16 protein-coding genes are annotated in these 15187 nt (G+C 66.6%); 9 read left to right on the top strand and 7 right to left on the bottom strand.

The features are described 5' to 3' along the window. Nucleotides 1-28: 28 nt before the first annotated feature. The 6 genes from ACWF4Z_RS31630 to ACWF4Z_RS31605 are packed head-to-tail and all read left to right on the top strand — an operon-like array spanning nucleotide 29 to nucleotide 3057. Nucleotides 29-397: an ArsR/SmtB family transcription factor gene (locus tag ACWF4Z_RS31630; protein ID WP_452246838.1), complete on the top strand. Its 369-nt coding sequence runs from the start codon at nucleotides 29-31 to the stop codon at nucleotides 395-397. A 45-nt stretch (nucleotides 398-442) separates the two neighbouring features. Then, nucleotides 443-1138, top strand: coding sequence for an arsenate reductase/protein-tyrosine-phosphatase family protein (locus tag ACWF4Z_RS31625; RefSeq protein WP_452246837.1), 696 nt, complete (start codon nucleotides 443-445; stop codon nucleotides 1136-1138). Continuing rightward, nucleotides 1135-1452 (top strand): three-helix bundle dimerization domain-containing protein, encoded by a 318-nt coding sequence (locus ACWF4Z_RS31620; protein ID WP_452246836.1) that lies wholly within the window; start codon nucleotides 1135-1137, stop codon nucleotides 1450-1452. The genes ACWF4Z_RS31625 and ACWF4Z_RS31620 overlap by 4 nt, the downstream gene beginning before the upstream one ends. A 7-nt stretch (nucleotides 1453-1459) precedes the next feature. Then, complete coding sequence (locus ACWF4Z_RS31615; RefSeq protein ID WP_452246835.1) at nucleotides 1460-2191, top strand: MIP/aquaporin family protein; 732 nt, start codon at nucleotides 1460-1462, stop codon at nucleotides 2189-2191. Further along, nucleotides 2188-2589, top strand: a complete 402-nt coding sequence (locus tag ACWF4Z_RS31610) for an arsenate reductase ArsC (protein WP_452246834.1) — start codon at nucleotides 2188-2190, stop codon at nucleotides 2587-2589. The genes ACWF4Z_RS31615 and ACWF4Z_RS31610 overlap by 4 nt, the downstream gene beginning before the upstream one ends. A 57-nt stretch (nucleotides 2590-2646) precedes the next feature. Next, the gene (locus tag ACWF4Z_RS31605) at nucleotides 2647-3057 is read left to right on the top strand and encodes a hypothetical protein (protein ID WP_452246833.1); all 411 of its coding nucleotides are present in this window, start codon (nucleotides 2647-2649) and stop codon (nucleotides 3055-3057) included. Nucleotides 3058-3086: 29 nt separating this feature from the next. On the opposite strand, the gene ACWF4Z_RS31600 is transcribed toward ACWF4Z_RS31605, so the two are convergent. From ACWF4Z_RS31600 to ACWF4Z_RS31570, 7 genes are read right to left on the bottom strand one after another with little or no spacing between them, the layout of a single operon-like run. Next, nucleotides 3087-4091, bottom strand: a complete 1005-nt coding sequence (locus ACWF4Z_RS31600) for an alpha/beta hydrolase (protein ID WP_452246832.1) — start codon at nucleotides 4089-4091, stop codon at nucleotides 3087-3089. A 13-nt stretch (nucleotides 4092-4104) separates the two neighbouring features. After that, nucleotides 4105-5112: a LacI family DNA-binding transcriptional regulator gene (locus tag ACWF4Z_RS31595; RefSeq protein ID WP_452246831.1), complete on the bottom strand. Its 1008-nt coding sequence runs from the start codon at nucleotides 5110-5112 to the stop codon at nucleotides 4105-4107. Further along, a complete protein-coding gene (locus ACWF4Z_RS31590) occupies nucleotides 5109-6083 on the bottom strand; it encodes an alpha/beta hydrolase (RefSeq protein ID WP_452246830.1) in 975 nt (324 codons plus the stop codon). The genes ACWF4Z_RS31595 and ACWF4Z_RS31590 overlap by 4 nt, the downstream gene beginning before the upstream one ends. Beyond that, a complete protein-coding gene (locus ACWF4Z_RS31585; protein WP_452246829.1) occupies nucleotides 6080-6868 on the bottom strand; it encodes an ATP-binding cassette domain-containing protein in 789 nt (262 codons plus the stop codon). The genes ACWF4Z_RS31590 and ACWF4Z_RS31585 overlap by 4 nt, the downstream gene beginning before the upstream one ends. Continuing rightward, nucleotides 6865-8733, bottom strand: coding sequence for a dipeptide/oligopeptide/nickel ABC transporter permease/ATP-binding protein (locus ACWF4Z_RS31580; protein WP_452246828.1), 1869 nt, complete (start codon nucleotides 8731-8733; stop codon nucleotides 6865-6867). Before ACWF4Z_RS31580 ends, ACWF4Z_RS31585 begins: the two co-directional genes overlap by 4 nt. Next, the gene (locus tag ACWF4Z_RS31575; RefSeq protein WP_452246827.1) at nucleotides 8730-9668 is read right to left on the bottom strand and encodes an ABC transporter permease; all 939 of its coding nucleotides are present in this window, start codon (nucleotides 9666-9668) and stop codon (nucleotides 8730-8732) included. Before ACWF4Z_RS31575 ends, ACWF4Z_RS31580 begins: the two co-directional genes overlap by 4 nt. A gap of 7 nt (nucleotides 9669-9675) precedes the next feature. Then, entirely contained in the window at nucleotides 9676-11241 is a 1566-nt protein-coding gene (locus ACWF4Z_RS31570) for an ABC transporter substrate-binding protein (RefSeq protein WP_452246826.1), read from the bottom strand. Between the two features lie 140 nt (nucleotides 11242-11381). Between ACWF4Z_RS31570 and ACWF4Z_RS31565 the strand changes: the two genes are divergently transcribed. From ACWF4Z_RS31565 to ACWF4Z_RS31555, 3 genes are all read left to right on the top strand, one after another. Further along, complete coding sequence (locus ACWF4Z_RS31565; RefSeq protein ID WP_452246825.1) at nucleotides 11382-11879, top strand: hypothetical protein; 498 nt, start codon at nucleotides 11382-11384, stop codon at nucleotides 11877-11879. Between the two features lie 104 nt (nucleotides 11880-11983). Then, on the top strand, nucleotides 11984-13402 hold the full coding sequence (locus ACWF4Z_RS31560) for a hypothetical protein (RefSeq protein ID WP_452246824.1): 1419 nt from the start codon (nucleotides 11984-11986) through the stop codon (nucleotides 13400-13402). Nucleotides 13403-14106: 704 nt separating this feature from the next. Next, nucleotides 14107-15096, top strand: a complete 990-nt coding sequence (locus tag ACWF4Z_RS31555; protein ID WP_452246823.1) for a hypothetical protein — start codon at nucleotides 14107-14109, stop codon at nucleotides 15094-15096. Nucleotides 15097-15187 lie beyond the last annotated feature (91 nt).

The raw sequence follows: 15187 nt of genomic DNA, 5'->3' as shown, positions 1-15187 counted from the left end.
GTGATTAGACAAGAGTCAAGATAGATCCATGTCGAAACAGGAGCTGACGCTCACGCCCGTCGCGACGGGTGGCTGTTGTACGCCGATCTCCGACGCTGCACTCGATGCAGCCGGGGCTGCCGAAGGGGCATCGGTGTTCAAGGCGCTGGCCGACCCGATCCGGCTTCGCCTCCTGTCGATGATCACGTCGGCCGGCGACGAGATCTGCGTGTGCGACCTGACGCCACAGTTCGAGGTCAGCGGCCCGACGATCTCCCATCATCTGAAGGTGCTTCGCGAGGCCGGCCTGGTCGACTGCGAGCGTCGTGGGACCTGGGTCTACTACTGGCCCATGCCCGAGCGGCTGCAGTGGATCTCGAGTCTTCTTGCCGTGCCGGAGCCTGTGTCGCCGCGCTGACGCTCCACCTTGACTCCCTGGATTACCTCAGTGATCATTGAGTCAATGAACGCTGAGCGATTGACTCTGGCCGAACGGGCCCGCATCCACGCGGCCCTCGGCGATCCCGCGCGGCTCGCGATCGTGGACGCTCTGGTCGCGGGCGACGCCGCGCCGGGTGAGCTCGGCGCTGCTTTGGATCTCCCGACCAACCTGGTCGCCCACCATCTGAAGGTGCTGGAGGATGCCGGCCTGGTCCTGCGGACCCGGTCCGAGGGCGACCGTCGCCGTACCTACGTCCGGCTCGAACCAGACGCCCTCGCCGCGATCGCCACTCCGGCGCTGCTCGCCGCGCAACGGGTCGTGTTCGTCTGCACCCAGAACTCCGCACGCTCCCAGCTCGCCGCGGCGATCTGGTCCCGTCGCAGCCATGTGCCCGCTGTCTCGGCAGGTACCCAACCGGCCGCCCGTGTCCATCCACGGGCGTTGAAGATCGCTCGGCGCCATGGTCTGGACCCTGTCGACTGGCAGACCGCCAAACTGGGCGACGTCGTACGACGCGACGACTTGCTGATCGCCGTCTGCGACAACGCCTACGAAGACCTGCCGCCCGAGCAGCGGCCGCGGCTCCACTGGTCGATCCCCGACCCGGCGCCGGCCGACACCGATGCGGCCTTCGAGGCCGCCTACCGCGAGATCGCCGACCGGATCGAACGGCTGGCACCCGCACTGTCGTCCGAGGCGACCGACTCCGCACCATGACCGAACTCACCTGGCACCGCCGCGCAGATCTCTCGATCGACCAGAAGCTCGCCCCGCGCACCACCTCCGCACGGCTAACCGACGAGTTCTCCGACCTCTACAGTCCAGAGACCATCGAACGATTCCTGCACTCCAGCTCCGACCAGTTCGCCACCGACAGCACGATCGCGAATTTCCTTCCCCTGTTGGCCGAACAGTTCGCCCGGCAGCGCCTTACTGGGACCTGGACGATCCGGCCGGCCTGGCGGTTCCCGACGTACGCCCGATCCGCGACGAGATCGAACGACGCGTGCGCGTCCTCGCCGTACCGGTGAGCCGCGGATGAGGCACGCACAACCCTTGTGGCGACGCGCGGTCGCCGAGGCTTTGGGGACCGGGTTGCTCGTCACAGTCGTTGTCGGTTCCGGCATCGCCGCGGCCAACCTGTCGCCGAGCGACACAGGCCTGCAGCTCCTGGAGAACTCTTTCGCCACCGCCCTCGGGCTGGCGGTACTGATCCTCATGCTCGGACCAGTGTCCGGAGCCCATTTCAACCCGGTCGTGTCCGTGATCGACTGGTGGCTAGGCCAGCGCACTCGCAGCCGGGTCCTCGACCTCGCCGCCTACATCCCCGCACAGATCGGCGGCGGAATCGCCGGAGCAGTTCTCGCGAACCTCATGTACGGCGAAGCCGCAGTCTCCTGGTCCACCAAGGACCGATCCGCTGGACACCTGTACCTCGGTGAGACTGTTGCCACGGCCGGCCTGATTCTGTTGATCTTCGCGCTGGCCCGGTCCGGCCGCGCTCGGCTCGCACCTGTTGCCGTGGGCGCCTATATCGGGGCTGCGTACTGGTTCACCTCGTCCACCTCGTTCGCCAACCCGGCCGTCACGATCGGGCGTGCGTTCAGCGACACCTTCGCCGGCATCGCGCCCAGCTCGGTGCCGGGTTTCATCGTCTTCCAACTCGTCGGCGCCATCGTCGGCACAGCCCTCGTCGTGGTCCTCTACCCCACCGCGGACGACGTTGTCGCACCGCAATCAGACACCACCCACACAGGAGCATCCGCGTGAGCAAGCCCTCCGTTCTCTTCGTCTGCATCCACAATGCCGGCCGCTCACAGATGGCCGCCGGATGGCTGCGCCACCTCGCCGGCGACCGCATCGAGGTCCGGTCCGCCGGCTCCGAGCCCGCCGACCAACTCAACCCAACCGCCGTCGAAGTGATGCGCGAGGTCGGCATCGACATCACCGGCGCCGTACCGCACATCCTCGAAACCGAAGACGTCCGGGCCAGCGACGTCGTGATCACCATGGGCTGCGGCGACGCCTGCCCAATCTTCCCCGGCAAACGCTACGAAGACTGGACCCTCACCGACCCAGCCGGCCAACCCCTCGACATCGTCCGCCAGATCCGCGACGACATCCGCACCCGCATCGAAAAACTCATCACCGACCTGCACCCAGCCTGACAATCCCCGAAGCGTCACAAACCGGCCTTTCGTGTCGCATGCGAGAGGATGCGTGGCGTGACCCTGTGGCTCAGTCTCTTCGCGGCGACATGGGTGGTGTACGTCGTCCTCGCGTTGCTCAGTGCCCGGGGCAGCGGACGGGAGGCCGGCGAGGTACTCGCGGCCGTGGTTGCGACCAGTGGCGCGTTCTTCGCGCGGACCGGGATCGAGGGAACATCGCTGCTCGGTGCTCTTCGCGGCGCAACGCTGGTTTCGTTGTTGATCATTGTCATCACCGGAGGTCGACCGGCCCGGGTGTTCGATCCACCCGGGATGAAGGCTCGCGCCTACCGTCGTTTGTCGCGTGAAGACCGGGATGCCATCGACCGCCGTGATCGAGCCTCATGCTTGACGCAGCTCGTCCTGACCGTCTGCATCATCGGGGGAGTGACCGCCTACGTGTTCGCGGGTTGGACCTTCCTGGACTAGCGATGCGCCTAGATGTACCCCGATCCCAGTCATAGTGGCCGGCCTGCTTGCGCGACGCCGACGGCCGCGATCATGTCGGAGAACAGTTGCTCGGTGGTTTCCGGCAGCGAGATGTTGTGCAGCATCGGGTACTCGAGCGCCCGCACCTCGACCCCGGCTTCCGCGAGCCGGACGGCATAGCGCCGCCCGTCGTCACGAATGAAGTCGTACTCCCCCGTAACGATCACCGCGGGCGGCAACCCGCTCAGGTCGTCCGCGAGCAGCGGCGAGACGTACGGATCGAGGACCTGCTCAGGCGTCGCATAGAGCCGCACGACCGAGGTGAGACCCGCCAGCACCGCCGGATCCTCCCGCGCTGACGGTGACGACAGGGTCAGATCGAGCGCGGGAACGTGCAGCAACTGCGACCGAATCTCCGGCCCACCACGGTCCCGGGCCAGCAAGCAGACCGCGGCGGCCTGGTTGCCGCCCGAGCTTCCACCCATCACTGAGACGTTTGCCGGATCGACCCCGAGTTTGTCAGCGTGGTAGACAACCCAGCGCAGCGCAGTGTAGCAGTCCTCGAGCTGATGTGGATACGGGAATTCGGGCGCAAGGCGATAGTCGACGTTCACGACCACACTCTTCAGACCGGCGCAGAACCGTCGGCAGTAGCCATCCGTGAGCTGAAGACCTGCCTCGCCACCGGCGAGCCACCAGGCGCCGCCGTGATAGCCGACGATCGCGGGAAACGGTCCAGTGCCCGGCGGCGTGTAGATGCGGGCGGTAATGACCGCGCCGTCGACGTCGACCACGATCGTCTCGTCGTGCACCGAGCCGACCTCGGGACCGTCCATCGGCACGAGATCCGCGTGGATCTCCCCCTGCCCGTCCAGCGCGGCCCGGGCCGCGGCCACCTCGGCCAGCCAATCTGCGCGCGACTGCCCGGGAGCGGGTTCAGGAGTGGGTGACGGCGGTTGCTCGGCAGGCAACGCAGCCATCACCGAAGCGACAAGCTCGGCCAGCCTCGGGTCCATCGTGGTCACTTCGGTCATGGCGGCAGTCCTTTCAGGCAGTGGATCGAACAATGAGCTGGGCCGGCAACATCACGTGTTGGACGCCGCGCGACTTCCCGTTCAGCTGATCGAGCAGCAGGCCGCACCCGATCCGGCCGGACTCGACGAACGGCTGGTGGACTGTGGTCAGATCCATGGCATCCGCGAGCTCGGTGCCGTCGTACCCGATCACGGCGACATCCCCCGGAACCTCGACGCCCTTGGCCCGAAGGCCACTGACCAGGCCGGCCGCGATGTCGTCAAAATGCGCGAGCACCGCGTCCGGCAGGGTGTCCGAGGCGATCATCTCGGCGGCCGCGCGGCGTCCACCGTCGACGTCATGGCTGGTGATCACGTGCTTCATCGCGCCAGGCGCCAAGCCTGCATCGGCCAAGGCGCGCTGCAGACCGCGCATGCGCAGGATGCCCGGCGACTCGAAGGTCGCCGACTTCTGCCGCTCGCTGACATACGCGAAGGTCCGATGCCCCTGGTCGACCAGGTACTTGCCGACCAGATACCCACCGGCCTCGTCGTCCACGTTCACGCTGCTGAGATCGGGATGGGCGCTGTCGACGAGGACCGTCGCGAGTTGCCGTTGCGCGAGCCTGCGCGCCATCGCGTCCTTCAGCGGCAACCCCATGATCAGTACGCCGTCGAGGCGTCCGGTGACGGGGAGCGATCCGAGCAGCGGCGAGGACGCCTCGGCCACCGACTGCTGATCGAACAGCACGACCTCGATCGCCTGTCCGTCGCAGGCTTCCAGCACTCCGACCAGCCGGCTGCGGTAGGAGGCGTACGACGTGAAGGGCGCCAGTACGCCGATCCGCCCGACCCCCTTGCGGGCCCGGCTGACCGCCGCCTCCTTCGGGGTGAAGCCGAGCTCGTCGATCACGGCCATCACGCGGGCGAGCGTCGCGGCGCCGACCCGGTCCGGTCGGTTCAGCGCGTTCGAGACCGTGGTGATGGAGACTCCGGCCCGTTCTGCGACGTGGTAGATCGTCACGGCCTCTGATTTGCTCATGGCATCCTCTGACTGCTCGACTGGTGCACATCCGCCAGAATTCCGAGTATGTCTTGATGCCAGCGTCGTGCCGTAGGCCATGTCGCCGTCAAGATCGGCGATCCATGCAGCGCCCCCGGATAGCGGGTCGACGACGCGACCACGCCAGCCGCTCGCAGGCGCCGTACGAACTCCTCGCCCTCCGCGCGCAAGGGGTCGAGCCCGGCGGTGAGTACATACGTCGGGGGAAAGCGGGCCAGGTCCTCGAAGAAGTACGGCGAGGCCAGCGGCGTGGTGGCAGCAGCGCCGCCGAGGTAGCTCTCCGCGGCCCGGTCGAACTCGTCCTGGACCTGGATGAACAACTCCGTCTCCTCGGCATCAAGACCGAGATCGCCGATCGCAGCCCGCGCAGTACGCCCGGTGAGATCAAGAGCCGGTACTTCGAGCACCAAAGCCGCAAGGGTCAGCTCGGGAGCGGCGATCACCGCGGCCGCCGCGAGATTCGCACCGGCCGACGCACCACCGAGAGTCACTACTCCTGGATCCACACCGAGCGAGGCGGCGTTGTCGATCACCCAACGGGTGGCGGCGAGGACGTCGTACGCCGGAATCGGGAAGGGATGCTCGGGGGCCAGCCGGTACTCGACCAGGATGACGACGCAGCCTGTCTCCACGGCTCGATGCCGGGCGGTCGCGTCGGCGACGAGCTCCTCGATCGATCCGGTGGTCCAGCCGCCGCCGTGGATCAGGACGTGGGCGGGCGAGGTGGCGGTGGCAACGGGGTGATAGCTGCGGAGCAGGATCGAGCCGCCGTCGACCGCGACCCGGTGGTCGTGGATCGCGTGCACCTCGGGACCAGGTAGACCGAACAAGGTGAACATCCGGTCGATGTCCTTGGTCAGCAGGATCCGCTTGGTCGCGAGATCGGCACCCGCGAACATCGTCGGGTCCGAGGCCTCGAGGTGGGCGCGGACGGCCGGCTCGAACGTCATGTCCGCTCCTCAGGATTGCGCGTCGGGGCCGCGGCCAGCAGCGCCCGGGTGTAGGGGTCTTCCGGCGCGGTCAGCACCTCCGCGGCCGGGCCCTGCTCGACGATCCGGCCGTTGTGCATCACCGCGATCCGGTCGCTCAGGTAGCGCACGACCGAGAGATCGTGCGAGATGAACAGGTAGCTGAGGCCACGGCTCGCCTTCAGCCGGGCGAGCAGATTGAGCACTTGGGCCTGGATCGAGAGGTCGAGCGCGCTGACCGGCTCGTCGCAGACTATGAAGTCGGGATTGCCGACGATCGCGCGGGCGATCGCGATGCGTTGCCGTTGCCCACCGGAGAATCGCGCCGGGTAGCGGTCGGCGGCCGACTCCGGCAGCCCGACCTCGCGGAGTACGTCCGCGACGCGGGACTGGACCTCGGTGCGCGGCAACTTGCGGGCGTACCGCAGGCCTTCGCCGATCGTGTCGCCGACGGTCCGGGCCGGGTTCATCGAGCCGTACGGATCCTGGAAGATCACCTGCATCCGCTCGCTGAGCCGGCGCCGATCGGCTGCCGGTGCCGCGGTGATGTCCTCGCCGTCGAACTGCACTGTTCCGGCCGTCACGGGGACGAGGCCGAGGAGGGCCGAGCCGAGGCTGCTCTTCCCTGATCCGGACTCGCCGACCAGGCCGACCGTCTGACCGGGCCCGATCTCCAGGTCCACAGTGTCTACGGCAGTTCGGTGGACCCGGCGTCGTTGGTGGTAGGTGACCGACAGGCCCCGGACAGACAACAGTGGCGCGGTCATCGTCGTACCAGCTCGGCATCGTGGGCGAGTAGTTCGTCGTTGTGCAGGCAGCGGGTCTGCCGGGTCGGGTCAAGCATGACCAGTTCGACCGGCTGCTCGCGGCAGTCCGCCTGGACCAGCGGGCAACGGTCGGAGAATCGACAACCGTGCGGCCAATGACCGGTCTCCGGCACGCTGCCCTCGATCGTCTTCAACGGCTCGCCCGGCGTCGCATGATGGGGATCGCAGGCGACCAGACCGGCTGTGTAGGGGTGGCGCGGACGATGGATCAGGTCGGGGACGGCCGCCTGCTCGACCACCTGGCCCGCGTACATGACGATCGCCCGCTCGCACAGGTCGCTGAGCACGCCCCAGTCGTGCGTGACCAGGATGATCGCCATGCCCGAGCCCTGCAGATCCCGCAGCAGGTCGAGGATCTCAGCCTGGATCGTGACGTCGAGCGCGGTGGTCGGCTCGTCCGCGATCAGGACGGCCGGATCGCCGGCCAACGCGGCCGCGATGCCGACGCGCTGGGCCATCCCACCGGAAAGCTGATGCGGATACGCGCGGGCGACCGTCCGCGGATCGGGGAGCCGGACCAGTCCGAGCAACTCGATCGCGCGGCGGCGGGCCTGCCGGCGGGAGCAGCCGGTCTGCGTCCGGACGGCCTCCGCGACCTGGGATCCGACGGTGAAGGACGGATCGAGACTGACGATCGGCTCCTGCGAGATCCAGCCGATCCGGGCGCCGCGGATTGCGCGCAACTGGTCCGGAGTCGCCGTCACCAGGTCGATTCCGTCGAACCGGATGCTGCCGGCGGTGATCCGGCCGTCGCCCCGCAACAGACCCATGATCGACAGCGCGGTGACGGTCTTGCCGCAGCCCGATTCTCCCAGGATGCCGAGTGCCTCGCCCGGCATCAGGTCGAGATCGACGTCGGAGATCACCGGGGAATCGCTGTACTGGACGGTCAGGCTGCGGACGGACAGTAGCGCTCCCTCGCGATGACTCGTTGCCGAGGGCACCTGCTTTGCGCCGGTGCTGGATCTTTGACGGACTGCGATCGCTCGGGTGCCGCCGTACCGCTCGGCGACGGTGTCGCGCACCGCGTCGCCGAGCAGACCGAGGGACAGGATGAACGTGATGACCAGAAGTCCGGAGGGCACCAGCAGCCACGGTTGGGTCCCGAGATTCTGCGACGCCTCGGCGACCAGAGCACCCCAACTGGCTCGTTGCGAACCGACGCCGAGGAAGCCGAGTCCGGTCTCGAGCAACACCGCACCCGCGCTGAACAGGGACAACTGGACGATGATCGTGCCGGACAAGCGCGGCAGGATGTGCCTTCGCATAATGGTCAGCGGCCGGAGCCCTGCCACCTGTGCGGCCCGTACATACAACTCCTCGCGCAAGCCCTTCGTCGTCGAGCGGACGATCCGGGCGAGCCCGGGCGCCCCGAGCAGGCCGAGAGCGACCATCGCGGCGGTCTCGTTGTCGGGGAAGACCGCGACCACGACCAGCAGGATGACGATCACCGGGACCGCGTAAACGAGATCGGCCAGTCGCAGGACCAGTCCCTCGAACCAGCCGCCGAGATAGCCGGCCAGCAGTCCGAGCGGTACGCCGACGCCGATGTAGAGGACGCCTGCGATCAGGCCGCCGAGCACGGTCACCTTGCCGCCGTAGAGCAGTTGGCTCAGTACGTCCCGGCCCAGTACACCGGTCCCGAGCCAGTGCTCCGCGGTCGGCGCACTCAGCACGTGCGCGAGATCCTGCTCATCCTCGGCGTACGGCGCGATCAGCGGGGCGAGCACACTCGCGCCGACGACCACGATGAGGTAGCCGATCGCGATCAGGGCGATCGGTCTGCGACGGAGCCCGGCGATCATGTGCGCACCTTCGGGTTCAAAGCGGCGTACCCGAACTCCACGACCAGGTTCACCGCGACGATCAGCAACGTGAGGAGCACCGCGATCCCTTGGAGTAATGGGATGTCGTGGGTCGAGGTTGCGGTGACCGCGAGTCCCCCGAGGCCCGGGAGCACGAAGACCGTCTCGGCGAGCACGGCGCCGCCGAAGAGGCCGATCACCACCAGACCGATCACGCTGACGACAGGCGTCGCCGCGTTGCGCAGGACGTGTTTGAAGATGATCTTCCGCTCGACGAGCCCGCGGGCGCGCAGTACGAGAACGTAGTCGCGATCGAGCTCGGCCAGGACGCCGTCGCGCGTCTGTTTGGCGATCGGCGCACTGCCGCCGAGCCCGAGCGTGATCACCGGCAGCACCAGCGACTGGAACCACTGCACCGGCGACTCGGCGAACGGGACATATCCCGTGGCCGGGAAGATCGGCAGCTGAACGGCGAGCAGCGTGACCAGCACAAGCCCTAGCCAGTAGCTTGGAATGGCGAACCCGAGCAGCGAGAGCGCGTCGATAGAGCGGCCGAGGAACCCACCTCGCAAGGCACTTGCGACCCCGAGCCCGACACCGACGAGCCCGGAAACGACGGTCGCGCCGACGACCAGCGACAGCGTGACCCCGAGCCGGCCGGCGAGCTCGTGGGCGACCGGGTCCGAGGACTGGATCGACTGCCCAAGATCGCCGTGCACCGCATTGAGGAACCAGTGCCCGTACTGCGTCCAGAGTGGATCGTTGAGCCGGAGTTGTTCGCGGAGCGCCTCGTACTGCTCCGGGGTGGCGTCGACTCCGAGGATCGTCCGGGCCGCGTCGCCGGGGATCAGACTGGCAAGGACGAAGGTGAGGACCGAGACGCCGAGCACCAGGGGTACGGCGGCGACCAGCCAGCGGACGACCATTCTGCGCATCGGCGGCCTACTTCGTGTCGTACCAGTCGAGGGGACTGGCGACCGGCGCTTTCGCGTTCACGGACAGGCCGCCGAGGTCCGCGCGGGCGAAGTACAGAACGGGAGTGAAGGCAACCGGTGCGAACCAGGCGTTCTCGATCAGGTACTCCTGCATCTGGATGTCGAGGGCGGCCCGCTCGGTCGGTTCCGCCGCGGCGGCCTTGTTGTAGAGGCCGACCAGCTCGGCGGAGTTCGTCTTGAAGCCGTTGAAGATCGCGGCACTGGGGAGGAAGATGCCGGCGCCCATCATGTACATCGGACCGGCGCCATAGGCAACGACCACGACCGGGAACTTGCGGCTGATCGACTGGGTCACGTAGGTCTGCGCGTCCGGGGCCGTGGTGAGATCGACCTTGATCCCCACCTTGGCCAGCTGGCTCGTCAGCGCCTGCGCCATGGTGTCGATCCCGCCGAACTTGACCGACAACACCGGCACCGTGAATCCATCCGGATAGCCGGCCTCGGTCAGCAGTTGCTTCGCCTTCTCCAGGTCGTACGGGTACCTGTCGGCCATCTTGGTCGAATAGCCACCAGCGCCTTCGACCACTGTCTCCACCGTGGGTACGCCGTACGAGCCGAGCACCGCGTTCGACACAGTCTTGCGATCAAGCGCGTAGTTGATCGCCTGCCGGACCCGCACGTCGCCGAGTGGCTTGCTGACTTCGCCGCCACGATCGATCAGGTTGAGCCCCTGCCAGACGAACGGCATCGAGACGACCTGCATCCCGGCGGTCTTGGCCTGACTCGCGCTGGTCGTGTCACCACCGGCGACAATGTCGACCTGACCTGTCTTGAGCGCGTTCACCACGGCCTGCGGGTTGGCGATGACCCGGACGACGACCTTCTTGTAGTGCTGGCGGGCCGGCTCGAAATAGTCGCTCCGGGCAACATACGTGTAGTGGTCACCGGCAACGGTCGCGGTCGGATCGAAGACATACGGTCCCGCGCCGGCGCTGGGGTTTCCGACGGTCAGATCCTTGACGGAGGCCAGTCCTTTGGGGCTGATGATCTGGCCGATTCCGTAGTACTGGGTGAGGATCTGGGGTACCAGCGGGTTCGGGGCGGAGAGCTTGATCGAGACAGTGGTAGGGCTGGTGACGTCGACCGAGGTCACCCCGGCAAGCAGTGGCGCCTGCGGCCCGAGCGCCTTGCGGGAGTAGTCCAGCGACGCCTTCACCGCCTCGGCCGTGACCGGATCGCCGTCGGAGAACTTCACTCCGGAGCGCAGAGTGAGATCGAGCTGCTTGTTGCCGGCGCCGACGTACTTCCAGGACGTCGCGAGGCCGGGCTGTAGCGATCCGTCGGCGGCCTGGTAGACCAGCGACTCATACGCAAGCAGCGTGTACGTCGTGAACGCGTTGTCGACCAGGCCCGGGTTGAGGCTGTTGGGCGCGGCCTGGATCGCGATCGTCAGGGTGTCGCCCTGGACGGCAGCGCCGGCGGGCTTGGTCGCAGGCTCCTTACTGCCTCCACAAGCGGCAAGCGTCAGCATGGCGATCCCCAGCGCCAGCAGCGATTTCGTCTTACTGGACATCCGAACCTCCATGCCAGGCGGCGGCGAGTGGTTCGAGGATCTGCTTGTTACAGCAGTGTGTCAAGTGCTTTACAAAAAGAAGTTTATTACCGTCAAAGATGAAGGTCTCGGTTGTCGGTGCCTGCTCGTAGCATCACGGCATGACCAACAACCGGGGTGCGGAGCCTGCGTTGTCGACCTTGGTGGCGCAGGCGTCGATCGCGCACCGGATCGAGCTGGACAACGAGTTCGAGGCACAACTGGCGCGGTCGGGCTTCCCCGGGCTCAACCTGCCGGTCGTGTTCTGGCCGCTGCTACGCCACGTGGACGACCCGGGAACGACGATCGCCGCGCTGCGTGAGCAGACGGGCTGGAACGAGAAGGTTCTGTTCCCGATGATCGGCGGCGTGGAGCGGTGGGGGTACGTCGACGTGCGGCTCGAGGCCGGTCGGCCAATCGGCAGCAGTCGAAACATAGCTCTGACCTGCGAAACTTGCGCGCTCGGAGGGATTCGAACCCCCGACCTTCTGATCCGTAGGAGCCTGCAAACCCCTAGCCGCCACTGTTGGTCACCGGTCGGGAGATGGTCATGGGTGCTCACGGAAGCCGACTGGCAGCGGCCGTTGGGGTACGACTGGGGTACGGAAAAGGGCGCCTGAGAAGCAGGGAAGCCGACGCGCCGAAGCCGACGCTCAGACGGGTTGAGATCAGATTGTCCTTGCCCTCATCTACGCTCGAATGAGTTCGAGTGAGGAGTACCAGAATGACGAGCTTGGCCGAGGTCGCTGGGTCGTTCGAGTTCAGCCTTGCCCGGTCACTCGCTGACACGGTGAAGGCGCCATTTGGCTGGAAGCCTTCGGACACCTTCGTCAGTGAGCTGGCCAAGTCGGCAGGCTTCACGACAGCAAGTCAGATCGCTGAGATCGCGAAGGCCATCGGACCGAAGATCCCGGGTCCGGGTCCACTCGGGAAGGTGTGCGCAGAGCAGTCCTCGCTCCGTTTCATCTCCGAGGTCGCCAAGGCCGGCCGGTTCACGTCGGCCGGAGACATCGGGGCGATCGCCAAGGCCATCGGGCCCAAGATCCCCGGCCCGGGCCCGCTCGCAAAGGTGTACCCAGAGCAATCCTCCCTCCGCTTCATCTCCGAGGTCGCCAAAGCCGGCCGATTCACCTCAGCCTCCGACTTCGCCAAGATTGCGAGCAAGATCGGCCCAAACGTTCGCGGTCCGGGTCCGCTCGCGAAGGTGTACGCAGAGCAATCCTCGATTCGCTTCATCTCCGATGTCGTGCGGGCCGGCCGGTTCACCTCTGCTGGAGACTTCGCGGAGATCGCCAAGACCATCGGGCCTACGATCCCCGGCCCTGGTCCACTTGCGAAGACGTACGCGGAGGAGTCCTCGCTCAGCTTCATCTCCGAGGTCGCCAAGATCGGAGGATTCACCTCGGCCGCCGACCTCGCCCAGATCGCGAGCAAGATCGGCCCCACAGTTCGCGGGAGAGGCCCGCTCGCGACCGTGTTTGCGGTGCAGTCCTCCCTGCGCTTCATCTCTGAAGTGGCCAAAATCGGAGGATTCACCTCAGCTGTCGACTTCGCCAAGATCGCGAGCAAGATCGGTCCGACGATCCCGGCCGTCTCGCCGGTCGCGAAACTCATGCCCCAACAGTCGTCGCTTCGGTTCATCTCGGAGATAGCACAAGTTGCCGGCTCCACCTCGGCTGACCGACTCGGTGAGCTGGCGAGCAAAATCGGGCCTTCCATCCCGGCGGCGGCCTACTTAGGCAAGGCCCTTCTAGGGCACGATTCCACAGCTGGCCTCGTGGCCGAGTGGACGAAAGCAGCCGGACTCGTTGCCGGCGCCGCCAGTGACCAGCTCGCCGAAGTCCAGGTGCACCGCAATCCAAGGCGGGCGCCACCCCCAGAGTCGACAGCGCCTGTCGATCCATCGCACGACGCATCGGAGAAGGTGGCCGCCGCCTTAGCTGTCGCCTTCGTCCTGGTCTGGCTCTGGTGGATCGCTGAGAGACTCAAGGATTTCGACGCGACCGGTGCCACGGTCGCCGACTACGACAAGACGCAGTGGCTGGACTTCCTGGTGAACGCTATGGACCTTCCTACGGTTCTCTTCGGGATGCCTGGTACCGCGGTGGTGTTCTGGTTCCTCAACCAGCGCAATCGCCATTGACACGTCCACAGCTCGCCTCTCCCCCTGATAGCTGCCAACCCAGGGCAGGGTGCCGTGGGTCAATGGTCGAGCTTGCTCGATCCCGTAGGCGCCGTTGATGCGCGGTGGCCTGCCCGGACAATCGAGCGGCCAGGGGAAGGGCAACCCCAGACCTCTCCGGACGCCTCGACTTGCTGACCGGAATGAGCGGACGGCCTCTGCGCGGCCGCGGCGGGGTGGACGCGTCGCTGACGCTCAGCCGCCCACGAGCCAACGCCAAGCAGATCCGATCGCCGAGAAGAGTTCGGCGTGCGGGTAGCCGTCGTCTGTCGATACATAGAACGGCGGATACCGATCGAAGGAGTCCGGTCCAGCCCAAACTCTTGCATCCGGGTCGTACCGACAAAGGATCTGGTGGCTGCTCGCCCAATGTTCTCCGGCATACAACTCCAGATCGATCTCCCAATCCTCGGAGTACGGGCCACCTCTAGGTACGAGGGTGATGCTTCGTCCCACCGCTCCCATGAGTGCAATCTCCTCGCCGGCTGCAAGACTCGCGTCGTCGAAATGAAATGAGACCTATGACGCTTGGGAGGAGATGACCGTCGTTGTCCAAGGTGCAGCCATCTACTGCCAAGTAGCCAAGCATCCGCACATCGAACACCAATAGCGATGTGAACGGCTGATTCGCGTCATCGTTCGGAGTGTTGATCACATTCACGTTGTTGACGCCTACCAGCCTGCTCCGGGCAGACACCGACGATCCCGATACGGTGGATCGGCGCGTCTTCGCCGGTCTGGCGACTGCCCTTGCTCTCGCGCCTCTCGCTCGGGCGCGGATGGGCAGTCAGATCGGGGCCACGCAGGTTCGCCAGCTCCGCCAGCGGACCGCTCGCCTGCGACGACTTGATGACCATCTCGGCGGCATGGACACATACGAGGTCTACACGTCTGAGATGGAGGCGACGGCCAAGCTGATCAAGACGGCCAGCTACAGCACTACAGCGGCCCGAGCGCTGACCGGCGTGTTCGCCGAGCAAGCGCAGATGGCCGGATGGGCCGCATTCGACGCCGGTCGGTACGTCGAATCGCGACGGCACTACAAGGCCGCCTTATCGGCAGCAAAGGAGTCCGGCGACCCCGGCTTAGAAGGCAACTCGCTGGCGTTCATGGCCTACGAGAAGGCCGACATCCAAACGGCCGCAGAGTCAACGCGCGTCGCCGGCACTCGCGCGACGCCTCGCGTTCGGGCCTTGCTGCACGAACGGCTCGCCTGGACCTACGCCGTCAGCGGGCAGGTTTCCGCAACTGCCCGTGCCCTCGATGCCGCCGTAGCCGCGGTCAACGAGCCGTCACACTTCCCCGAGCCAGACTGGGTGTTCTGGGTCGACCCGCTTGAGATCGACATCATGGCCGGCCGCTGCTACACGGAACTTAGCCGGCCGGCACACGCAGTTCCCTTGCTGGACGATGCTCTCTCGCGGTACGACGACACGCACGCCCGTGACAAGGCGCTCTACAGCACCTGGCTCGCTCACGCCTTGATGGATGCCGACGATCCCGAACGAGCTGCGTACGTGACCGACCACGCAATTGACCTTGCGTCTGGGGTCGGCTCCGTTCGTCCCGGCGGGCGACTGCGAGGCGTTCTCAGTCGCTTGTCCAGCTACGGGGGACCTGAGGTAGCAGCCGTGCTCGAGCGGGCCCGCGGCTGATATGTCGAGACCTCTTGTCAAGGGGCAGGCCGAGGCGCCCGTCCCGGATGTGTTCCGGGGCGGGCGCCTGGTGGCTTCGTTGGCTGTGTGG

It is taken from the genome of Kribbella sp. NPDC055071, assembly GCF_053608045.1.
Note: the sequence above shows the minus strand (reverse complement) of the source record. Positions and strands in the feature narration are given on the sequence as shown.